Source organism: Mycobacterium sp. MAC_080597_8934, assembly GCF_000523975.1.
Classification (GTDB): domain Bacteria; phylum Actinomycetota; class Actinomycetes; order Mycobacteriales; family Mycobacteriaceae; genus Mycobacterium; species Mycobacterium avium.
This window is the reverse complement of sequence record NZ_JAOS01000026.1, coordinates 63,571-84,543: the sequence shown is the minus strand read 5'-3', so window position 1 is coordinate 84,543 and position 20,973 is coordinate 63,571. Positions and strand designations below refer to the sequence as shown.

At 65.0% G+C, this 20,973-nt stretch carries 20 protein-coding genes; 13 read left to right on the top strand and 7 right to left on the bottom strand.

The features are described from left to right. The first annotated feature begins 2 nt into the window (after positions 1-2). The 4 genes from NF20_RS14930 (at position 3) to NF20_RS14920 (ending at position 1,903) form a co-directional block, all read left to right on the top strand. The gene (locus NF20_RS14930; RefSeq protein WP_207558516.1) at positions 3-374 is read left to right on the top strand and encodes a hypothetical protein; all 372 of its coding nucleotides are present in this window, start codon (positions 3-5) and stop codon (positions 372-374) included. A 19-nt stretch (positions 375-393) separates the two neighbouring features. Further along, positions 394-537, top strand: coding sequence for a hypothetical protein (locus NF20_RS27260; RefSeq protein ID WP_155947459.1), 144 nt, complete (start codon positions 394-396; stop codon positions 535-537). 113 nt (positions 538-650) lie between these two features. After that, entirely contained in the window at positions 651-1,103 is a 453-nt protein-coding gene (locus NF20_RS14925) for a hypothetical protein (protein ID WP_155947458.1), read from the top strand. Further along, positions 1,100-1,903, top strand: a complete 804-nt coding sequence (locus tag NF20_RS14920) for a hypothetical protein (RefSeq protein ID WP_255343238.1) — start codon at positions 1,100-1,102, stop codon at positions 1,901-1,903. Before NF20_RS14925 ends, NF20_RS14920 begins: the two co-directional genes overlap by 4 nt. 352 nt (positions 1,904-2,255) lie before the next feature. On the opposite strand, the gene NF20_RS14915 is transcribed toward NF20_RS14920, so the two are convergent. Further along, on the bottom strand, positions 2,256-3,560 hold the full coding sequence (locus NF20_RS14915; protein ID WP_011724019.1) for an IS256-like element IS666 family transposase: 1,305 nt from the start codon (positions 3,558-3,560) through the stop codon (positions 2,256-2,258). 128 nt (positions 3,561-3,688) lie between these two features. Between NF20_RS14915 and NF20_RS14910 the strand changes: the two genes are divergently transcribed. Genes NF20_RS14910 through NF20_RS14895 form a run of 4 tightly spaced genes read left to right on the top strand, consistent with a single transcriptional unit; the run spans position 3,689 to position 11,164 of the window. After that, positions 3,689-6,748 carry a hypothetical protein gene (locus NF20_RS14910; protein WP_050593718.1) on the top strand — a complete coding sequence of 1,020 codons (3,060 nt, stop codon included), beginning with the start codon at positions 3,689-3,691 and terminating at the stop codon, positions 6,746-6,748. Then, positions 6,703-7,971 (top strand): tyrosine-type recombinase/integrase, encoded by a 1,269-nt coding sequence (locus tag NF20_RS14905; protein WP_230589224.1) that lies wholly within the window; start codon positions 6,703-6,705, stop codon positions 7,969-7,971. Before NF20_RS14910 ends, NF20_RS14905 begins: the two co-directional genes overlap by 46 nt. A gap of 5 nt (positions 7,972-7,976) precedes the next feature. Then, positions 7,977-10,571, top strand: coding sequence for a tyrosine-type recombinase/integrase (locus tag NF20_RS27255; protein ID WP_205267362.1), 2,595 nt, complete (start codon positions 7,977-7,979; stop codon positions 10,569-10,571). Between the two features lie 2 nt (positions 10,572-10,573). Then, a complete protein-coding gene (locus NF20_RS14895) occupies positions 10,574-11,164 on the top strand; it encodes a DUF6262 family protein (protein WP_029374208.1) in 591 nt (196 codons plus the stop codon). Positions 11,165-11,507: 343 nt separating this feature from the next. On the opposite strand, the gene NF20_RS26410 is transcribed toward NF20_RS14895, so the two are convergent. From NF20_RS26410 to NF20_RS14875, 4 genes are all read right to left on the bottom strand, one after another. After that, positions 11,508-12,434, bottom strand: a complete 927-nt coding sequence (locus NF20_RS26410) for an SDR family NAD(P)-dependent oxidoreductase (protein WP_016343849.1) — start codon at positions 12,432-12,434, stop codon at positions 11,508-11,510. 476 nt (positions 12,435-12,910) lie between these two features. Further along, entirely contained in the window at positions 12,911-13,687 is a 777-nt protein-coding gene (locus NF20_RS14885) for a haloacid dehalogenase type II (protein ID WP_016343850.1), read from the bottom strand. Further along, a complete protein-coding gene (locus NF20_RS14880) occupies positions 13,684-14,712 on the bottom strand; it encodes a sensor histidine kinase (protein WP_033712436.1) in 1,029 nt (342 codons plus the stop codon). Before NF20_RS14880 ends, NF20_RS14885 begins: the two co-directional genes overlap by 4 nt. Continuing rightward, the gene (locus NF20_RS14875) at positions 14,699-15,385 is read right to left on the bottom strand and encodes a response regulator transcription factor (RefSeq protein ID WP_016343852.1); all 687 of its coding nucleotides are present in this window, start codon (positions 15,383-15,385) and stop codon (positions 14,699-14,701) included. Before NF20_RS14875 ends, NF20_RS14880 begins: the two co-directional genes overlap by 14 nt. A gap of 115 nt (positions 15,386-15,500) precedes the next feature. On the opposite strand from NF20_RS14875, the gene NF20_RS14870 reads away from it, so the two are divergent. From NF20_RS14870 to NF20_RS26405, 5 genes are read left to right on the top strand one after another with little or no spacing between them, the layout of a single operon-like run. Further along, a complete protein-coding gene (locus tag NF20_RS14870) occupies positions 15,501-16,157 on the top strand; it encodes a glycosyltransferase family 2 protein (protein WP_095786048.1) in 657 nt (218 codons plus the stop codon). Continuing rightward, entirely contained in the window at positions 16,154-16,816 is a 663-nt protein-coding gene (locus NF20_RS14865) for a TIGR04282 family arsenosugar biosynthesis glycosyltransferase (protein WP_016343854.1), read from the top strand. Before NF20_RS14870 ends, NF20_RS14865 begins: the two co-directional genes overlap by 4 nt. 1 nt (position 16,817) lies before the next feature. After that, positions 16,818-17,447: a class I SAM-dependent methyltransferase gene (locus NF20_RS14860; RefSeq protein WP_016343855.1), complete on the top strand. Its 630-nt coding sequence runs from the start codon at positions 16,818-16,820 to the stop codon at positions 17,445-17,447. Next, the gene (locus NF20_RS14855) at positions 17,444-18,547 is read left to right on the top strand and encodes a molybdopterin-dependent oxidoreductase (RefSeq protein WP_033712437.1); all 1,104 of its coding nucleotides are present in this window, start codon (positions 17,444-17,446) and stop codon (positions 18,545-18,547) included. The genes NF20_RS14860 and NF20_RS14855 overlap by 4 nt, the downstream gene beginning before the upstream one ends. Beyond that, positions 18,544-19,002, top strand: a complete 459-nt coding sequence (locus NF20_RS26405) for a hypothetical protein (RefSeq protein ID WP_016343857.1) — start codon at positions 18,544-18,546, stop codon at positions 19,000-19,002. Before NF20_RS14855 ends, NF20_RS26405 begins: the two co-directional genes overlap by 4 nt. On the opposite strand, the gene NF20_RS14845 is transcribed toward NF20_RS26405, so the two are convergent. Further along, on the bottom strand, positions 18,928-20,277 hold the full coding sequence (locus NF20_RS14845; protein ID WP_016343858.1) for a hypothetical protein: 1,350 nt from the start codon (positions 20,275-20,277) through the stop codon (positions 18,928-18,930). The two genes, NF20_RS26405 and NF20_RS14845, sit on opposite strands and share 75 nt — an antisense overlap. 45 nt (positions 20,278-20,322) lie before the next feature. After that, a complete protein-coding gene (locus tag NF20_RS14840) occupies positions 20,323-20,745 on the bottom strand; it encodes a heavy metal-responsive transcriptional regulator (RefSeq protein WP_016343859.1) in 423 nt (140 codons plus the stop codon). Positions 20,746-20,973: the final 228 nt, after the last annotated feature.

The following is a 20,973-nucleotide window of genomic DNA, read 5'->3' as shown; positions in this document are numbered from 1 at the left end:
CCATGCAGACCAAAGTGACACCTCAAATGATCACGTTCGACACCGAGACCGACCTGGAGAGCTACGTCGAAAAGATGAACCAGGCAGGCATCAGGCCCGACCTCGGAATCGTCGACGCCAACGGCGTCCAAGTCCTCGCCTGCCGCACCGCGCCCGGCGGCGACGGATACGACTTCGTCTACTACGCACCGAACGAAGAGGACGGCACCTTTCACTGCTGCGGCTGCAAAGAGTGCGACCCGCGGACATGCGAATACCGGCACACCAGCTGGCGCCCAGCATTTCCCGTAGCCGCGCTGGCGGCGTTCGACGTGACCGCCTGCGTGTGCATATCCGACGGCAATCACACCGACTGCCCAGTGCATCCGAACTGACTGACAAGGAGATTCAGCAATGGACGAACTGATCAACGACGACCTGATCAACGCTGTTGTGAAGTCCCACGAATGGGCGCTTTACGGGCTCATGGCGTTCCTTTTTCTCGCGCTGGGAGTCGCACTGCGCTACTACCGCCCACCGGGCGACGACGACGAATAGCACCAACCTGCGGCCATCCACCTACCCAGTCAGTTTCCGACCGTGTAGCGACTAGCGACCGAGCCCATGCGCCAGGAGCGCCGCCCACACCACCAAGGAAGGAACCATCACCCATGAACACCGACACCCCCACCATCTGCCGGCGCCTGACACTTGCCCTACGTCGCGACCCACTCGCGCGCATCGTCGCGCCCGCGGACGCCTTTCGCATGGCAGACCAACTGCTCACCCGCACAACCATCTCCGACCCCGGCAGCAGGCTCTGGTGCAGCATCGCTCTGGAACCACTGGCCAGCCTCATCCTTGCCGCCTCCGCCGGCGGCAGCGGACAAGGCTCACACTGGGTGCACGCCACCAGCGCAACCCTGCACGGCGCGGACCGCGACGACGCCGCCTGGGACGAGGCCCAACGTGCATGCAGCCAGCGTCGAACCACCGAACCGATGCGCACCGCGCTTGCCCGCCTGCGGTGCATGGACGCCCGACAACGCCGAAGCGTCACCAAAGTCATGGTCAATGCAACCAACCCAGCCAAACGCCCTCGGGTGCTCCGGTCGGTGAGATGACACCTGAGCAGTCCCGAGCGGCCGCGGCACTAGCCCGCCGCAAGGCCATCGCTGAACGCAACTGGCGGCACTTTCTGACCGCCCGCGGTTACCCGGATCCCGACACCATCGCCCAGGAGAGGACAATATGGCAGGCAAACGCGCATCAGATCCGAACCAGCCGGATCTGTTCAGCATCCTCGACGGGGAAGGCAGCGGTGACCAGCCCGGAGATACGCGAGATCGTGGACAACATCTACGACCAGCACCTGACGTTGCCGTCCCAGTGGACCCCGCAGCAGCGGGACCGGTTCCTGGAGGCCGAAGCCAACCGGATCAGCCGTCAGGTGGCGGAGTTGGCAGCGCAGATGGGCGAGCAGGCAGTGCGGCAGTGGCACACCGAGCACGGCCAGCACCCGGACTACCTGACCAAGGTGGGCCTGCTCAACACGACGCGAGCACAGGCGATGGAGATCGTGCTCAGCCAGGAGCTCTACGAGAAGATCCCACAGGACGACGAGTCGAGCGAGCCACCGACGTCGCAGACGACACTGCCGGATCGCCTCCAGGTGCCGTGGCAGCAGCGATGGACTCACAGCGCCTTGCGCCTCGAGCCGACCGAGCAGATCGAGGGCCTGGTCGCGGAAGTGTGGCCGGCCCCGGACTTCTCGGCGGTCTTTCGGATCAAGGCGGGCTACCTGCTGGCGGCCCGCGCCGAGGAACACCTGCCGCTGCCCAGCCATCCCGACGACCCGCTGGCCGCGACACTGGCCCCGCTGATCCTCGCCGATCTGCGCCACGACGGTCTGCCCGAAAGGTAGCCGCACAACCGTCACTGTTCGACGAAGTCGTCGACCAACCCACCGATCCGCGCGACATCGACCCTGGCGGCCAGGCACTTCCACCGGTCACCAAACCAGCCGCAACCCCGACATTAGCGGCCATCGCCGCCCCCTCGGCCGGTGCGGAGACCGCCAGCACCGAGGGTTCGGTCACCGCCGAGGCCGCGGCCGAGGCCCCAGCAGCCCCTGCACCCGTGCCCGATAGCTACCGCACGGCCACCGACTTCCCACCCAGCACCGATACCCGAGTCCCCAGCGGGACCAAAGCCCGCGCGCACGCCAACATCGCGGCCATCGAGAGGAATTGTCAAGACCTGTGGATTGGGGTGTTTCAGGCGACCTCCGTTTCGGCTGATTCGGCCGGTTCGGGTGGTGTGATGTCGACGGGCCGTTCGAGTAGCTTGCCCTTGTGGAAGACCGCGCCGGCGCGGACCAGGGCGACCAGGTGTGGTGCGTTGACGGCCCTCCAGCGGGCTTGTGCGGCGTCGATCAGCTTGTAGGCCATGGCAATTCCGGCCGCGCGTGATCCGGGGCCCTTGGTGACCTTGGTTCTCAACCTGACGGTGGCGAACGTCGACTCGATCGGGTTGGTCGTTCTCAAGTGGATCCAGTGTTCGGCCGGGTAGCGGTAGAACTCGAGCAGCACGTCGGCGTCATCGACGATCTTGGCGACCGCCTTGGGGTACTTGGCCCCGTAGTCCACTTCGAAGGCCTTGATCGCGACCTGTGCGTGGTCGATGTCCTCGGCGTTGTAGATCTCCCGCATCGCCGCCAACGCACCGGGGTGGGCTGACTTGGGCAGGCAGGAAAGGACATTGGCCTGCTTGTGGAACCAGCATCGCTGCTCGCGGGTAGCCGGGAACACCTCGCGCATCGCCTTCCAGAAGCCCAGTGCACCATCACCGACAGCCAGCACCGGGGCGGTCATCCCGCGGCGTCGACACGACCGCAGCAGATCGGCCCACGACTCGGTCGACTCCCGATACCCATCGGCCAGCCCAACGAGCTCCTTTCGGCCATCGGAACGCACGCCGATCATCACCAGCAAGCAGAGCTTCTCCTGCTCCAACCTGACCTTGAGATGAATGCCGTCGACCCACAGGTACACGTAGTCGGTGCCCGACAGATCGCGCTCGCCGAAGGCCTTGGCCTCGTCCTGCCACTGCGCGGTGAGCCGAGTGATCGTGGTGGCCGACAGCCCGGCACCCGAGCCGAGGAACTGTTCCAACGCGGGACCGAAGTCACTGGTCGACAAGCCGTGCAGATACAGCAGCGGCAGCACCTCGGTCATCTGCGGGGACTTACGCGCCCACGCCGGCAGGATCGCCGAGGAAAACCGCCGCCGCTCAGCGGTATCGGCGTCGATACGCTTGTCGTTGACCCGCGGCGCGATCACCGTCACCGCACCCGCCGCGGTCAACACCTCACGCTCGCGGTGATAGCCGTTGCGGACCACCAGCCGATGCCCGTTCTCATCGACCTCCCCAGCATGGGCGTCGATGTAGGCGGCGACCTCGGCGGCCAACGCCGCCGCCAGCATCTGGCGGGCACCGTCGCGGACGATCTCATCGAGCAACGACCGCGACCCGCACGCGTCCTCGTTGGAGGAATCCTGGTCGTGAACTACCGTGAGCATGGGCGTACCTTCCCAACCAGCGCGCCAACGCCGGTCTTGATCAGAGCTACTGGACTTTCAGATCATCCTCGGGAAGGTGCGCCCATTTCTCACGCGCCCCGCCGAGGCTCATCCACAGGTTCTGATCATTGCTCGCCATCGAACTCCTCGAGGTGCTACGTACTGCGCAGCGGCCCGCCACCGCCGAAGAACAAGCGGTGCTGGCGGCCTGGTCAGGGTGGGGCGCAGTACCCGCCGTCTTTGACCCCCGCAACGACACCTTCGCCGACGAACGGCAACGCCTGCGTGAACTGCTCACCGACACCCAGTACCGCCAGGCCGAGGCGTCTATCCTCAACGCCCACTACACAGACCCCGCCGTGGCCGCGGCCATCTGGCAGGCCATGACCCGGGCCGGGTTCAGTGGCGGCCGTGTTCTCGAACCTGGCTGCGGCAGTGGGACATTCATCAACCACGCGCCCGAGAATGCGGTCATGGTGGGTGTCGAGAACGACGCGATCACCGCCGCGATCGCCTCGCACCTGTATCCGTCGGCCCAAATCCGCCACCAGGGTTTCGAAGCCACCCGCGTCCCGGAGAACTCCTTCGCCCTGACCATCGGCAACGTGCCCTTCGGCAAATACGCCATCACCGACCCCAGCCACAACCCGCTACGCCTGACCATTCACAATCACTTCATCGTCAAGTCCCTGGCCTTGACCGCCCCCGGCGGCTACGTGGCGGTGCTGACCTCCCGCTACACCCTCGATGCCACCAAAGACACCGCCCGTCGCGCGATCGCCAACCTCGGTGATCTCATCGGCGCAGTCCGGCTGCCCTCGAAAGCATTCAGCCGCGTCGCCGGCACCGACGTTGTCACCGACCTGCTCATCCTGCGTCGCCGCGATCCCGCACAACCCGCCCCCGAGCAGCTGCCCGAATGGGTCACCACCACTGCGGCGATGCTCGACGACGATGACCAGCCCACCGACACGTTCGTCAACTCCTACTTCGCCACCCACCCGGACCGCGTCCTGGGCACCATGGGGCTGGGACGAGGACTCAACGGCTCACCCACCCTGGCCGTTGACGGGTCCACCGGCGCGGCTTTGGCTGAACAACTCGCCGCCACACTCACCGACATCGTGGACCGGGCCGTGGACCGCGGATACGGGCTCACCGCCCGGGCCGACGACCTCACCGTCGTCTCACCCGATACCTTCGACCCCGGACTGATCACCGCTGCCGACCGCGGCGACGACACCCCGCCGTACACGCTGCGCTACAACCCCGAAACCAAAGGCATCGAGTACCGCACCCGCCACGGCTGGGCACCGAACAACACCCCGAAATCGCGGATGGCCGAAACCCGCGAGCTCATCACCCTTCGTGACGTGGCCACCAGCCTGATGCTGGCACAGAGCCAGGGCCGACCCCATACCGAACGCGACCAACTGCGCGCACACCTGAACACCCTCTACGACCGCTACGTCAGCAAACATGGCCCGATCAACCGTTTCACCTGGGTCTACCCCAAAGAGATCACTCAAGAACGTCACGACGACAAGGTCGCCGCGCTCGAAAAGCGGTGGAGAGAAAAGGAAGGACAACCCGGCCTACCGTACCGCGGCCCGGTGCCCGACGAACTGCTCGCCCAATGGGACGAAGCGGCCTGGGAAGCTCCCGCTCCCTACCGCAAACGTAGCCACCTCGACGGAGGGATTCGCCACGACCCCGGCTGGGCAGTGCTTTCCTCGCTCGAAGAGTTCGACGAAGACACCGGGAAAGCCACCAAAGCACCCATCTTCTCCACCGACCAACTCACCGCAGCGCCGGAACGTCTCCACGCCGACACACCCGAGGATGCCGTGGCGATGAGTCTCGATCGCAACCTACGCATCGACCTCGATTACATCGCTGGCTTGCTCGAAGTCCCTGTCGCCGACGCTCGCGCCCTCATCGACGGCCTGGTCTATCCCAGCCTCGACAATCCCGACGAGCTGATCCCCGCCTCAACCGCCCTCTCGGGCAACGTCCGCCGCAAACACACCGACGCCGCGCTGGCAGCCGAAACCAACCCCGTCTACGTCACCTACGCCGAGAAGCTGCGCGAGCTGATCCCGCCCGACCGCACCGCCGAGGAAATCACGGTGCGCCCAGGCGCACCCTGGGTGGACGCCCGCTATCTGGCCCAGTTCGCCGAGGAAACCTTCGGCGTCACCGACGTCATCGCCGAGCACCTCGGCGGACGCTGGACCATCGACATCGCCAAGTACAAGCGCCGCGGCCGGCTCATGACCGAAACCTGGGGCCTGGACCGTGATCGCTGTGACGCGGTCAGCCTGCTCGACGCCATCTGCAACAGCCGCAGCGTCGTTCTCTACACCGATGAAGGAGCTCTCGACACCGAAGGCACCTTCGCTGCACAAGGCAAGTGCGAGAAGATCACCGAGGAGTTCCGCCGCTGGATTTTCAGCGACCCACAACGCACCGAAGTTCTTGTGGCCGAATACAACCAGCGCTTCAACTCGCTGCGCGCCCCGCGCTATGACGGATCCAAACTGCGGCTGCCCGGCCTGTCCGATCACTTCACCCCGCACCCCTACCAACGCGACGCGGTTGCCCGCATCATCGCCGAACCCTCCACACTGCTCGACCATGTGGTGGGCGCCGGCAAGACCGGCACCATGCTCATGGCGGCCATGGAACTGCGTCGACTCGGGCTGGTGCGCCAACCGTGGATCGTGGTGCCCAACCACATCGTCGAGCAGGTAGGCCGCGAGGCCAACCAGTGGTACCCCGCCGCCCGAGTCTTGCTGGGATCATCAGCCACCACCGCCGAAGGACGCCGCCGCTTCATCGCCCAATCCGCAGCCAGCGAATGGGATCTGGTGATCATCCCGCAATCGGCATTCACCGCCATCCGCGTCGACCCGACCGTCGTGTCCGACTACATCGAAGAACAACTCGCCGAGCTGCGCAGCCAACTGCTCGCCGCCGATTCCGACCGCACCATCAAACGCATTGAGCTGGCCATCAAGCAAACCCAAGAGCGCCTGGAACGCCTCACCGGCCAGGACCGCAAAGACCAGGGCCTCGGATTCGAAAACAGTGGCTGTGACTACCTTTTCATCGACTTAACCGACCTACCTTATTGCCGTTCGTGTCGTTCGTCGAAATGTGTGGTCGGGAAGGTACCGTCTGCTTAACCAAATTCGCATTCAATGTTCGTAACGTCTGCGGTAGGTGGTGGATTGTGGCGGGTCGTCTGGTGGTTGGGCTCCGTGTGCAGGAGATTACGCGAGGTGATGGACGCCGCGCCTATACGATTCTCGATGGCGTCGGCGCGGTTTATGGTGTCGCGGATGGCTACCTGCGCAGGTGCGCCGGTGGCACGGACCGCACATACGCGTATCTGTTGGTTGATCATCTGCGGTGGCTGGAATTCGAGTCTCTGACAACGGAAACGGTGCAGCTGCGGGATTTGCAGCGTTACATGGGTGCCGTCGGCGCGGAGTACCACGGCCCGTTCGGCTGTCCGTGGCGCACCGACAAACGTCCCTATAGCCAGGGCACATTGGAGACGGCCGCGGCCTGCCTAAAAGGTATGTATCTGTACCAGGGCTCGCGAGGCGTACGTTCCGACCTTGCCAAGGAGCTCGAACACACACGACTGCCGACGACAGCAGACCGGCGGCGAATCTTCCTAGGCCACACGGTCAATGAGATGTCATCTAACCCATTGACACCGGCGAAGACGGTGCGACGGCGTCATCCGAAGCTGCCACCGGAGGATGCACGTGGTCATCTTGTAGATGCTGTGTCGAGCGCGCGCGATCGGATGGTGGTGACCTGGTTGGCCGACGGCGGTTTCCGCATCGGCGAATTGTGCGGTCTGCACTTGATAGATCTCCATCTGCGTGAAGGCGCTGGCTGCGGGCAATGCCGGTCGCGGCATGTCCATATCTGTCACCGGGAGACCAACCCGAACGGGGCGCGAGCGAAAACCAAGCACCCGTGGCGAATTGACGGAGGCACCGTGCACGGTGGATTGATCCGGCGTGCCAGTCCGGCCATGGTGCACGCCTATTTCGAGTACCTGACGACCGAATACCCCTCGGATGTGGAGCACGGAATGTTGTTGGTGCAGTTGCACGGAGCCAATCGGGGCGAGCCATTAGCGGCGGCTGCGGTGCGGGGGATGCTGGCACGTGCCAGCAAGCGGGCTGATGTGGGAAAGGTTCGGCCGCATGCGTTTCGGCACCAGTTCGCCACCGATGTGCTCGAGGCGTCGGGCGGCAACAGCATTATTGCGCGTGATGCCGGCGGTTGGGCATCGGCGACGACGGTCGAGCAGGTGTACGGCCACGCCGACATCGACGACCCGACCTTTTCGGCGGCTCTGGACCATGTGTGGGGCCGGACAAAATGATCCCGTTGACCCTGGTACCCGACGAGAGCGAAAGCCGGGCCGCGCGTGACCGTTTGGAGCTACTGACTGCCCTGATCTCGGCGCCGGGGTTCGATCCGCTCTATCGGGACGACGTGATTGTCATCCCGCGCGATCATCTGGTCTATGGGTGGGGGTGTGCGGTCGCCAATTGTGAGCGGCCCCGCCGCAGCCACAGTGCGCGGGTATGTGAACGCCACCATCAGGAGTGGCTGCAGGCTCAGGCTTCGGGTGTCACGTTGGGTGTGTTCGTTGCCGCCGCGCAGCCGTTGACGGCGCGCTTGGGTGCCGGCCTGGAGATGTGTCGAATCTGCAATGATCGGGCTGTTTTTCACCGCGACACGCGGTTGTGCAAGCGCCACTATCAGTCCTGGTGGCGCCGCTTCACCGCGGACGGGGACGCGGATTTCGATCACTGGCTGCAGGCCCAACATTCCTACCCGAGCTACGGGGTTTGTCGGTGCATGGTGTGCTCGGACCCGGCAGCCAGTCCGTTGGGGTTGTGCCAGCAACACGGCGACCGCTACAAACAGGCCGGTAAACCCGGCGGTGCGCGGTTGCCCGACAGTTGGGCGTTGAGTCTGGAGCCCAAAGGTTTGCCGGTACCGGTGTCCTACGACGACCCCATCCTCTTTGGCCAATGGTGTGCGCAGGCTAACCCGGTCTACCGGTCCGGGGTGATCAACCTGATCGGGTTGGCTCCGATGCTCAAGGCCGAATTCCAATGGGGCTTGCACGCGCACTGCCAGGACCGCGATCCCACGGCGTGGGAGGTCTTCGAAATTCAGCGGCTGGTGAACGTCTGCCGGCGGCTAGGTTGTGTGTCGTTGGCCGATCACGACGGGCAGCGATGGACCGACGTCGATGGGAAATCGGTTCTGGACGCCCGTATTTCGCAGATCGGCCGCGAAATCATCGACTCGTTGCGGATGGTGTATTACAGTCCGGCCGATACCCGGGAGGCCGGATTCATCGAGACCCATCATTTCGGCCGACGCTTCCCGGTGTTGCGCAGCAAGTTCGATTTGACCACTGTTCCGCAACGCTGGCTGCGCGATCTGCTGTGGGACCATTTGGCCGAACTGCTGCGATCGGAACGGCCGCCCCGCAGCCGCGGCCCGCTCGACGCGTTGCGCCGCGGGGCCGTGGAACTCGGCGCCTACCTGGAACTCAACGCTGCACAGGGAGGTCACGTCCCGGCGCTGCTGACAGCGCAGGATGCGCAGGGCTTCGTCGCCGATCAGCGTCATCGCGAGCAGCATGGCCTGGTATCGCTGGGCATGGTGCGCCAAGACGGCAAACCCTCGATCGTCACCAACGTGACCCGCCGGCTGGTCTTCAACGCCATCCGCAAATTGCTGTACCGCGCACTGGAATCCGGCCGCGCCGCCGAGATTGAACTCAAGCGCGATTTTATCGTCGAATTCCCGGCCGGTGGCCCTGACCCGAAGACATCCCGCAGTCCGTTCAGCGACGACGTCGCGCAGGCCCTCGCCGATGACACGAATCTCGCGGCGTTCGCGGCTACCTACGATCCTCACGATCGGGGTCTGCGCGATGTGTGGGAAGCCATTGTGGTCACGGGCCGGCGCTGCGGGGAGGTTCTCACGCTGCGGTTGGACTGCATCGGGCGGTATGGGCAGCTGCCGATGCTCTGGCACGACCAGACCAAGGTCGGCAACTACAACGAAGGGATCCGCATCCCCGAACCACTCTTCGTGCGAATCGAAGAACGCCGCACCAAAACGATTGCCAGGTTCGAACGCCGCCACGGCCGCCTGCCCACCCCGGCGGAGCGATCGGTGATGGCGCTGTTTCCCTCCAACGTGCGCAATCGCGCCGAAACCCGCTCGATCTCCTACGGATTCTTCAGCCGTAGCTTCAAGGAATGGGTGGCTGAGTTGGCCCTGCCTCGGACCGTTGCGCACCAGGCTCGCCATACGCTGGCCACCAACCTGCTGCGGGCCGGGGCGAGCCTGGCGCACATCCGCCGGTATCTGGGCCAGGTCAGTGACCGCATGGCTGAGCATTACGTCACTGTGGCCCACTCCGATTTGGAGGACATCCTGGCGTGCGTGTGGGTCACCGGACCGGCCACTGCCAACCCCGGTGAAATGCTGTCCGACGAGCGACCGTTGACCCGCGAGCACGCGATGGCGATTGCCGTCGACCTGTCCCGACGCAGCACACCGGCCGAAGGTGGGTTCTGCACCTTCCAGCCGGTGGTCAATGGTGCGGCCTGCCCCTGGAACCTGGACTGCCACAATTGCGACAAATTTGTTCTGTCGGGCGCGGATCTGCTGTATTGGCGTAGAAAGCAACAGCAATGGCGCTCGATCGCTGAGCGTGCACCCGACGAAGCGACCGCCAACTATCTGCACGACGTCTTCGAACCGACCGCCCGGGCCATCGCCGGACTGGAACGCGCACTAGCTGGCCTTGGCCTGCTTGACGAGGCCCTCAGCCTCGATCTGCGCCGCCCGCAGGACTACTTCCACCGGGTGTGGAGTACGAACTTTCCGGTCGCTGACCTCACCACCCTTGATGGCGCTGACGATCCTGACGGGCAGGAGATCGCCTAACTATGGCAGGCCCCACATCGAGTCGCACCGCGGCCGCGCTACAGTCCCGCCGCACCGCGGCCGCCGCCATGGTCGAGCGTGTGCACGATGCGCTGCGACACATGAAACGCGAACAAATGGACATCACCGCCGCGGCCGTGGCGCGACGCGCAAACGTATCGCGCACATTCCTCTACCAAAATGCGGCAGCACGCCAAGCCGTCGCTGAGGCCATCGCCGAGACGACCGATCGCCATGCACGAGCACAATCCGAGAGAGACAAGCAAACGGCGGCGACATGGCGTGAACGCGCACTCAACGCCGAAGAACAACTCACGTGTCTGAACCGTGAAATCATTAAACAGCGCAACACCATTGGTGACCTCCTCGGCAAAATCCGTGACCTCGAAGCTGACCTACCCGAAGACGGCGTGCAACGGCTGATCACCGAGCGCACCACCCTCAAGCGCCAAATCCAAGACCTCACCCACGAAAAGAACCGACTCAACGAGCGACTCCACGCAGCGCGCGACAACAATCGATTCCTGGATAACCGAATCGCTGACCTCGAGGCTCAACTCATCGACCGATCCGTTGTGCGGGACAACGCTTGACCACCCGTCGATGCGACCAACTCCGGAAATTGGTCTATCGAGGAAGTCGCTGTTCTAATTGGGCCCTAGCCGTGGTCCTCAATGATCAGGGCGACCACTTCGCTGAGATGGGATGAATCGGAGTTCCGTTCTGGCTACGTTGCCAAACGCGTTGTGCTCGATGGAAAGCCCCCCACCGGCCCGGTTCAACGCAAATCGCCGCTACAGCGATGGCTGCATCGCAGGCTCTCGACGTCAGGCATGCATTGCCCGAGGGCATCGTTAATTGATTGAGACAGTCTGTGAGCTTCGCAGCCATATCTGGGTGCGTGCCGGTTTCATCGGTAATTTGGTTCGGTGGTGCTCACGCGAGGAATTGTTCAACTGCCTGTAGTGCGTGATCCTGGTAGCCCAGATTGCCCAATGCGGGATAGATGTACTCCTGGTTGGTGACCGGACCGGTCAGCGTCTTGGCGTGGCTCGCGTAGAACAGCCCAGTTTTGAGTTCGGGATTGGTCAGGGCTTTGACCATCCGTTCGCCGCCCGCAGGCAAAGGATGTGCGAGACCGAATAACGGTGCGACGTACGGAAACACGAACCGCGCGCCGAGCGTGCGTGCGAGCAATCCGCTGTGGTCGAGTGCGCCGGTACCGCTGGTATTGCCGGGGCTCATCGTTAGGAGGCGCAGATTCGGATGGCGGCGTGCTGATGCGGCCATCCAGGCGGCTCCGAGGAACTTTACGTATGCATAGGCGTGCAATGGGTTTCGCGTGCGCCCTTCGAAGAAGGACCCGTCGATTACGGCCGCGTATTCATCAACGGAGTGCTGCTGGAATGCAGGCCGCGGGATTCGTAGCGCGGGTACGCCGCGGGCGGCTTCGCTGCCGGCCAGCACCCCGGTATTGAGGAGTGCTCCCGAGTCAATCAGCGCTGCCAAGAGCGCGGCGTGGCCGCCGATATTATCGGCGAAGATTCTGGTCATGCCTGTATCGGTCCGTTGAAACGGCATGTTGCCTCCGGTGCCTCCGGCGTTGAGCAGGACACCATGGAGAGGATTATCGAGGGCCTGGACCAGGCGCTGTGCAGATTCCGGGTTCGCAGCGTCGAAATCGACGGTGATGAATCGTGTGTAGCCGGTCAGAGCTTGCAGCTCCGATCGTGCTCGCTGCGCCTTGACGCGGTTGCGGCAGGCCAGGTAAATCGCCGAATAGTTGCCGTGCACCGCCAGTTGGCGGGCTGATTCACGGCCGATTCCAGAGTTGGCGCCTGTGATAAGTACTGCGTTTTGCATACTGGTTCCTTAACGGCTGATGGATGGCGAGACCAGACTACGCACCAACTGTACTTATTAGTACATAGTCCTGCGATGGTCCGCGCACCGAATCGAGACTGCTCCAAAGGCAAGCTCCCATCAGGCGCTCGCGGGGCAGCCGGAGCGTGACAGTCGCCGATGGAAGGTGCGGCTTGCTGTTTGCGATGCTGCCGCGTCGACGAATGCCCACGATGCCATCGAGCTGGACTCTCAATCGAAACGTCCTATCGGACGGGATTTTCCCGGCACTACGTCCACGGACGGGATCGGCATCTCGAGCACTGACTTCTGAATCTGTGACGTCGAGGTCACCGAAATCAACTGCACCGCTTTAACTTCCACAAAAACTCGGTTACCGCATCACTGATCGTTATATACCGAAGTCAAGCTGTGTCATAGTTGAGCTAGTTCAGCTGGATTCCAACCCACGCATCGACGATGCCGGGGTGTATGGCTTACTGCTGTGCGTCTATGAACGCGGCTAGTTGGGTGAGGTTGGGGCCGGTGGCTTCGGGGGTTGTGGGTAGGCGTTCGGTTGGGGCGTTGGTTCGATTTACCCAGAATGTGCGGTAGCCGAATGTGCTGGCGCCGGCTGAGTCCCAGCCGCCGTGTGCGCTGAAGGCGATTTGTGTGCGCGGAAGCCCGAATGCATCAACTCCCATCTGGTATGCGCGGGGGTCGGGTTTGAATGCTTGGACGCGGTCGGTGCTTAGGTGTGGGTCGAACACCCCTTCGAGTTCGGCGTTCGTGACCCAGGAGTCGAGCATGGTGGTGGTGGCGTCGGACAGGAACGCGAGGTGTAGTCCGCTCTCTTTGAGCGCGTGCAGCGCGGCCGGGGCTTCTGGCCAGGGTGTCAGTTGGAGCCATGAGTTCATCAGCTGTTCGCGACCGGCGGGGCTGAGTTGCAGACCGGACTGCTGTACGGCGAATTCGAGTGCGTCTTGGGTGATCGTCCAGAAGTTGGTGTACGTGCCTGTCAAGGTGCGTAGCCAGGTGTATTCGAATTGCCGGGTACGCCAGGTGTCGATCAATGTGGTTCCCGTGCCGGGAAATACGTCCTCGGCGGCGGCATCGACCGCGCGGCGGTCGAACACGGTGAAAGCGTCGAATGCAACAGCCCGAATGGGACCGGGTGGGCTGGGAGCAGCCGTGGCGAACGACGCTTGGCTTACGCCCAGGCCTGCTGCGGCCGCGAGCCCGAGGAGGCCCCGGCGTGATACGGGGGCCTTCATGCGCCGTCGGCAAGTGGTAGCCGCACCTCGAAGCGCGCTCCGTTGTCGAGGTTGTGCGCCGAGAGGGTGCCGCGGTGGGCCTGTACAAGGCCCGCGGCGATGGCCAGTCCCAGACCTGAGCCGCTTGGCAGCGATGAATCTGCCCGCGGCACACGGCCGTTCGAGCCGCGGTAGGCGACGTCGAACACTCTGGCTAGATCCGCCTCATCAATGCCGACACCGGTGTCGTCGACGCGGGCCCAGGCGCCGTCGGCGTCGCGGCCCAGCGTCAGTTCGACGCGTCCGCCTTCGGGGGTGTGGGCGATGGCGTTGGCCACCAGGTTGGAAAGCACCCGCACCAGCGCCCGGTCGCTGCCGATCACCCGGACAGGTTCAGCCGGCAGCTGGGCCGCCAACTGCACCCCGGCGCGCTCTGCGGCGATCCGGTGCGCAGCCAATACATCATCGACGACTTCGTCGAGTGCGACGGCGTCGTGCGCCGGTTGCACTGCGCCGGCATTGATCTTCGACATCTCGAAAAGGTCATCGACCATCTCGGACAACCGAATCGATTCCTGTTCAATGTGTTTGGCGTGGGCACGCACCTCTGCGGTATCCACAACACCGTCGGAGATCGCTTCGGATACCGCGCGGATGCCCGCCAGCGGGGTGCGCAGGTCGTGGCTGACGAACGCCACCAGCCGGCGCCGGGACTGTTCAGCGGCGCGTTCGGATGCGCGAATCTCCTGCTCCCACACGGTGCGGCGGGCTTGGTAGCGGGCCAACATGACCGCAGCTGGAATGGTCACCACCGCGACGATCACCAATACCACCGCAATCCGTTCGAAGGTCTCGGTGATCATGAAACCGCTGGCTCCCAAGACCCCGGTGAAGGTGGCCAGGGTGGGAATCAGCACGAGCGCCACCATGCTGACCGCCAGTGACCAGGATCGGGCGAGCCGGATGAGCACGGCGCCGGTGATCACCACCGGCACCGAGCAGGCCAATGCCCAGCCGATGATTTCCCACAGATCAGTCGCCTGCATGATCTCCTCCCCACATGTAGCCGCGACCCCACACCGTCTGAATCCGGTGTGCGTCACCGAGTTTGGCGCGCAGGCGTTTGATGTGCACCGTCACTGTCGACAGATCGCCGAAGTCCCACTGCCACACCAGTTTCAGCAGCTGCTCACGCGAGTAGACGGTGTCTGGATGGGTGAGCAGGAAGACAATCAGATCGAATTCGCGGTTGGTCAGGCTCACCGCGGCACCGTTGACGGTCACCGCGTGCGCGGCGGTCGATATCTGCAGCGCGCCGGTGGTGATCTCCAGCGGTTCAACGACCGCGCGCGCCGGCGTGCGGCGCAGCACGGAACGAACACGGAGCGCGAGTTCACGCGGACTGAACGGTTTGGTGAGATAGTCATCGGCACCGGCCTCCAGACCGGCGATCCGGTCGTCCTCCTCGCCGAGCGCGGTCAACAGGATCACCGGCAGTCCGTACCCGTCGCCGCGGCGCATGCTGCGGCACAGCGTCAGCCCGTCCGGTCCGGGCATCATCACGTCCAGCACCGCCATGTCGATGTGCTGCGAATCCAGCAGCGTCAATGCCTCGTGGCCGTCGCGTGCAGTACTGACGTCGTGGCCGTCGCGCTCCAGATACCGGCGCACGACATCCCGCACGATCGGATCGTCGTCGGCGATCAAAACCCTCGTCACACCAGACAGCGTAGTCGGCCGATAGCCCGTTACCTGGCCCCTACCAGCACCTATGTCACGAATTCGTCATCATTGCACCCTGGCGAGGGCGCCCGCTGCGCCTTACGGTCGGGTTATGTCCAGCACTGCGATCACAGTGATCCTGCCCTGTTTAAACGAGGCGGAGTCACTGCCCGCGATCCTGGCCGCCCTACCCGACGGGTACCGCGCGCTGGTGGTCGACAACAACAGCACCGACGGCACCGCAGCGGTGGCGCGGGCGCACGGCGCCGAGGTAGTCACCGAATGTCAACCCGGCTACGGCGCCGCGGTCCACGCCGGGGTGCTGGCGGCGCGGACACCCACCATCGCGGTGCTCGACGCCGACGGGTCCTTGGACCCGCGGTCGTTGCCATACCTGGTTGAGGCTGTGGATCGCGGTGCCGATCTGGCCGTCGGGCGGCGCCGCGCGGTGCCCGGACTGCGGTGGCCGTGGCACGCCCGGCTGGGCACCGCAGTGATCTGCTGGCGGCTACGGAGGAAGTATCGCCTTGCGGTGCACGATATCGCGCCGATGCGGGTGGCGCGCCGCGACGCGCTTGTGGAACTTGACGTGCGCGACCGGCGGTGCGGGTATCCGCTGGAACTGTTGGTGCGCGCCGCGCAGGTCGGTTGGCAGGTGGCCGAAAGCGATGTTAGCTACGGCCCGCGCACCGGCGGCCGATCGAAGGTGAGCGGCTCATTGCGCGGCAGTTTCCATGCTGCACTGGATTTTTGGCGAGTCCTCTCATGACGATTCCGGTGACCGTCCTGGTAATGGCCAAGGCGCCGGTACCCGGGCTGGCCAAGACGAGATTGGCGCCCGATCTGGGGGTTGGCGGTGCAGCCGACGTCGCGGCCGCGGCACTGCTGGACACGCTGGATGCGGTCGCGGCCGCACCCGTGGCCTCGCGCGTGGTGGCCATGACGGGAGACGTGGGCGCGGCGCGGGCGGCCGCAGAAATTCGGGAACGGCTCGCCACGTTCACCGTGATACCGCAGCGCGGACAAGATTTCGGTGACCGGTTGGCCAACGCCCACCACGACGCAGCCGCCGCCGGCTACCCCGTGGTGCAGATCGGCATGGACACCCCGCAGATCAGCGCGACACTGCTCGCCGACTGCGCCCGCCGTCTGCTGCGCACGGACGCGGTGCTAGGGCCGGCCAGCGATGGTGGTTGGTGGTTGCTCGGGCTGCGCAACATACTTGGCGCCGATTGCTTGCGCACCGTACCGATGTCGCAACCTGATACGGGTGCGCTGACGTTGCACGCGCTGGCGTCAGCCGGACTGTCCGTGGGCCTGGTGACCAAGCTGACTGACGTGGACGTCGTCGATGACATCGCCGCCGTGCAGCGTGTGTGCTCGGCCGATAGCCGATTCCGGCGGCTGACCGCCGCGATCGAGGCGTGACATGTTCGGGAACCTCTATGAGCGTGCCCTGGTAGGTGAGCGGTGCTGGATCCGGCATGACGACGGCACTCGCCAGCGGTTGCCGGTACACAACTGGCTGGGCGGTCGCCGTGCGGACCGGCAGTTCGACCGGGCGGTGCTGGCCCTGTGCCACGGGCCGACCATCGACTTGGGCTGCGGCCCGGGCCGATTGGTAGCCGATCTCATCCGGCGCGGTGTGCCAGCCCTGGGCGTGGACCAGTCCGCCACCGCCGTGGAACTCGCGCGGCGCAGCGGCGCCCCGGCATTGCGCCGCGATGTGTTCGACCCGCTCCCCGGCACCGGCCGGTGGCAGACGGTACTGCTGGCCGACGGCAACGTCGGGCTCGGTGGTGACCCGATCCGGGTGCTGCGCCGCGCCGCCGACCTGCTCCGGCGCGGCGGATCGTGCATCGCCGAATTCGACTCGGCCCCATGCGGAGTCAAGACGCAGTGGGTGCGGCTGGAATCGTCGCGGACGGTCGGACCGTGGTTCCGGTGGGCCACGGTGGGGGTGGACAGCGCGGAACGCGTCGCCGGTGACGCCGGCCTGACGGTACTGGACATGCATCCGGTCGGCGACCGGATGCTCGCCAGTCTGGCCCAGCGATGAATGCGTCGGGACTGCGTAGCACCGCGGTGACCGCGCGGGTCGGCATGATGCTCGGCATCGCCGTCGGCGTGTGCTTCCTGACCGGTCTGGTCAGTCACCTCATCCAGCATCCGCAACCCTGGTTCTACTGGCCCGCGCACCCGGCGTGGCTGTACCGGGTGACCCAGGGACTCCATGTCGCTTCGGGTATCGCCGCTATCCCGCTGACGGTCGTAAAGCTGTGGTCGGTGTGGCCCAAGCTGTTTGAACGCCCGATTATCGGTGGCCTCACGCGGCAGCTGGAGCGCCTGTCGATCCTGGTGCTCGTCGGGGCGATCTTGTTCGAGCTGTCCACCGGGTTGTTGAACATTGCGCAGTGGTACGTGTTCCGATTCTTCTTCACCACAACGCATTACGCAGTGGCCTACCTCGCGGCGGGCGCGGTACTAGTGCACCTCGCGGTCAAGCTGCCGGTGATCCGATGCGCTCTCGGCGAACCGCTCGACGAACTGTCCACCGCCGCGGTCGGCCCGACCCGGCGCACGGTACTGCGCGGCACCGGATTGGCGGTCGCGGCAGCGACCGTGGCCACGGCCGGCCAGACCGTACCGTGGCTGCGCCGGATGTCGGTTCTCGCGCCGCGCTCCGGCCAAGGGCCACAAGGTATTCCGGTGAACCGAACCGCGGTTGCAGCTGGCGTGCTGCAGACCGCGGCCTCACCGCAGTACCGCTTGACGGTGACCAACGGTGCGCTCAGCCGCGCCTTTTCGGTGTCCGAGCTGAACGCCCTGCCGCAGCAGACCTTCCATCTGCCGATCGCCTGCGTCGAGGGTTGGAGCGCCGACGCCGCATGGACCGGTGTGGTGCTGGCGGACCTGATCGCCATGGTCGGAGGGTCCCGCGACGCCGATGTGCGGATGGTGTCATTGGAGCCACCCGGGCCGTATTCGCGCACCGTGCTCCCGGCCGGGCATGCTCACGACGGCCAGACCCTGATCGCGCTGAAACTCAACGGCGACACGCTACATCCCGATCACGGCTATCCGTGCCGGCTCATTGCACCGTCGCGGCCCGGAGTGCTGCAGACCAAATGGCTGTCCCGGATCGAGGTGCTGCCATGAGGGTGCTGCTGTTCATGTCCGGTCTGGCCCTTGCCGGTTACGGCGCGGTCCTGGTGTCGGAGAACCCACCGGTGATCATCATGCGCATCGTGGTCTGGGCGTTGGTGGCGGTGGCGCTCCATGATGTGGTGTTCGCGCCACTGTGCGCGGCGATGGGTCTTTCGTCTCGCCGGGTGCTGCCGACGGTGTGGCAGGCACCCGGCGCGGTGGCCGCGTTGTGCACGGTGGTGCTGGTGCTGCTCGCCATCCCGGTGTTCGACAAACCCGGGGCGTCTCTGGACAACGCCACCGTTCTCGATCGGGATTACCATGCTGGACTGTGGATTTCGATCGCGGTGGTGTGGGCGTGTGTGCCCGGTTATCTGGTGGGTCGGCGGTTTCTACCAGTTCGTCATAATCAGGTGGTTGAGAGCAAGAGCGCCGACGACGTTGGCGACCAGCCACCAGCGTCGTGATCGCGCCGGCAGCAGGGCGCCCGCGGCGGTCAGCCAGACGGTGAACGGCAGCCAGATCCGTTCGGTCTCAGCCTTGCTCAGCATGCTCAGGTCCGCGCACATGATGGCTACCAACGAAGCCAGCACCAGCAGGTGCAGGCCGCTGCGCCGCCGCAGCGCGGCTCGGTTGAAGGCGAGGCTCAGCCCGGCGACGCTGCCGAGCCCGATGGCGCACACCACTGATGCCAGGTTGGCCCACGACCAGTACTGGAACGGCCGGTTCGTGGCGATACCCTGCCAATACCGTTGCTGCACCAAGATGTAACCGTCGATCCACCAGAATCCCGTGGCAGCGAACGCGCCGACCACCGCCAGCGTGGCGCCGACCGCGGGCAGCAGCACTCGGGTCACCACGCGCCGGCTAGGTGCGGTGCAGAGCACCGCGACCGCCGGTATCGCCATCAAGCCGAGGCCGTAGTTGAGGAAGATGCCCCAACCCAGCAGGAGCCCCGCGCCGGCGCCGGTGAGCGCGGGGCGCCGGTTGCGGGTGGCCAGTGCGAGCAGGGTGATACCCCACGCGGCGACGCCCGCGTAGTAGGCATCGGCTGAGACGGCGATCCAGATGGCGGTCGGTGCGACCGCGACGAACGGGGCGGCCGCACGGGCGGTGGTCTCATCGCACAGCGTGCGCAGCGTCACGACGATGGCCGCGGCGGCACTGGACCCGATCACCAGGCACCACAGCCCCGCCCACGCGCCCCCGCCCAGCCCCACACGATCCAGCCACACAAACGTCAACAGCGCTGCCGGTGGATGGCCGGAGACGTGGGTGATCCACGAGTGTGGCTGGAAGTCAAGGATTCTGGAGGAGAAGGTACGCAGCGCCTCGGGAATGTCGGTGACACTGGGAACCTGGCGCAGATATTCGTTAGGGGCGGTCAGGCGTCCGGCGAAACCGACCTGCCAGCCGTCGACCATCGACAGTGCGAACGCCCAGCCGCACGACACAGCCCACGCCGTCAGGGGCACCGCTCGCCACGGCAGCCGCGCGGCCACGGCCTGTCCCCACAGAACTGCCGCCAGCGCGATCAGCACCGCCGGCACTGTGCCCCAGCCGATGTGCGCGTTCCACCAACCGAAGATCGGAGCGGCCTGCGCGAAAGCGCGGATCTGCGCAGGTGTGCTGTTGATCAACGGGATAACACCGTCGAGGTGCATGCGCGGCACCATGAATGCCGCGACGACAAGCACCAGGCCGGCGATGGCTGCCGTCACTGTCCTACGACCGATATTCACGAGTCCCAGCCTAAAAGCACACGCAGAGATCAAGTGGTGACGATTTCATGAACCCGCGACCGCGGCGCCATCGCACACGCGTGATTCGAGGATCCAGCACACATCGACGTCGGTGTCGGGCGCATCGTTGCGAGCCCGCCCCAGCAGGGTTTGGAGAGTCAACTGCAACGTGATCAGTTCGCTGATCTGTTCCTGCACGGCGGCCAGTCGTTGCGCCAGGAGCTCGTTGACTCGAGCGCATGGTGCGAGACCTCGATCATGCAGGTCGAGGACGTCACGCACGTGGGTCAGCGTCAACCCTGCGCCCTGTGCCGACCGGATGAAACGCAACCTGCCGACGACGTCCGGCGTGTAGTCGCGATAGCCGTTGGCCAGGCGCTGAGGCGGCGCAAGCAGCCGCTGCGTTTCGTAGAACCGCAGCGTTCTTGCCGGGACCCCGCTGAGGTGGGCGACTTCACTGATGCGCATGGGTGTGCGTGTCCTCCTTGACCTTCCACCGCAGGAGAATGTTCATGATGGGTTGGGGGACCGGAGCACGTCCAGTCCCGGAACGTCGAAAGGGCTGATTCCTCAATGGATCCCATCGAGATGATGAAGTGTTGCGAGATGATTGTTGGCGCGATGATGGACGACCCATGCTACCCGCCGCCTCCTCCACCGCCGGGGATGTGAGCGCATTCATGCGTACCGCTGTCT

Coding starts and splice junctions, on each gene's coding strand:
- NF20_RS26410 (WP_016343849.1), bottom strand. CDS start 12,434: ATGCAAAACGCAGTACTTATCACAGGCGCCAACTCTGGAATCGGCCGT.
- NF20_RS14930 (WP_207558516.1), top strand. CDS start 3: ATGCAGACCAAAGTGACACCTCAAATGATCACGTTCGACACCGAGACC.
- NF20_RS14925 (WP_155947458.1), top strand. CDS start 651: ATGAACACCGACACCCCCACCATCTGCCGGCGCCTGACACTTGCCCTA.
- NF20_RS14855 (WP_033712437.1), top strand. CDS start 17,444: ATGAATGCGTCGGGACTGCGTAGCACCGCGGTGACCGCGCGGGTCGGC.
- NF20_RS14880 (WP_033712436.1), bottom strand. CDS start 14,712: ATGCAGGCGACTGATCTGTGGGAAATCATCGGCTGGGCATTGGCCTGC.
- NF20_RS14870 (WP_095786048.1), top strand. CDS start 15,501: ATGTCCAGCACTGCGATCACAGTGATCCTGCCCTGTTTAAACGAGGCG.
- NF20_RS27260 (WP_155947459.1), top strand. CDS start 394: ATGGACGAACTGATCAACGACGACCTGATCAACGCTGTTGTGAAGTCC.
- NF20_RS14895 (WP_029374208.1), top strand. CDS start 10,574: ATGGCAGGCCCCACATCGAGTCGCACCGCGGCCGCGCTACAGTCCCGC.
- NF20_RS14860 (WP_016343855.1), top strand. CDS start 16,818: ATGTTCGGGAACCTCTATGAGCGTGCCCTGGTAGGTGAGCGGTGCTGG.
- NF20_RS26405 (WP_016343857.1), top strand. CDS start 18,544: ATGAGGGTGCTGCTGTTCATGTCCGGTCTGGCCCTTGCCGGTTACGGC.
- NF20_RS14865 (WP_016343854.1), top strand. CDS start 16,154: ATGACGATTCCGGTGACCGTCCTGGTAATGGCCAAGGCGCCGGTACCC.
- NF20_RS14840 (WP_016343859.1), bottom strand. CDS start 20,745: ATGCGCATCAGTGAAGTCGCCCACCTCAGCGGGGTCCCGGCAAGAACG.
- NF20_RS14885 (WP_016343850.1), bottom strand. CDS start 13,687: ATGAAGGCCCCCGTATCACGCCGGGGCCTCCTCGGGCTCGCGGCCGCA.
- NF20_RS14915 (WP_011724019.1), bottom strand. CDS start 3,560: ATGCTCACGGTAGTTCACGACCAGGATTCCTCCAACGAGGACGCGTGC.
- NF20_RS14920 (WP_255343238.1), top strand. CDS start 1,100: ATGACACCTGAGCAGTCCCGAGCGGCCGCGGCACTAGCCCGCCGCAAG.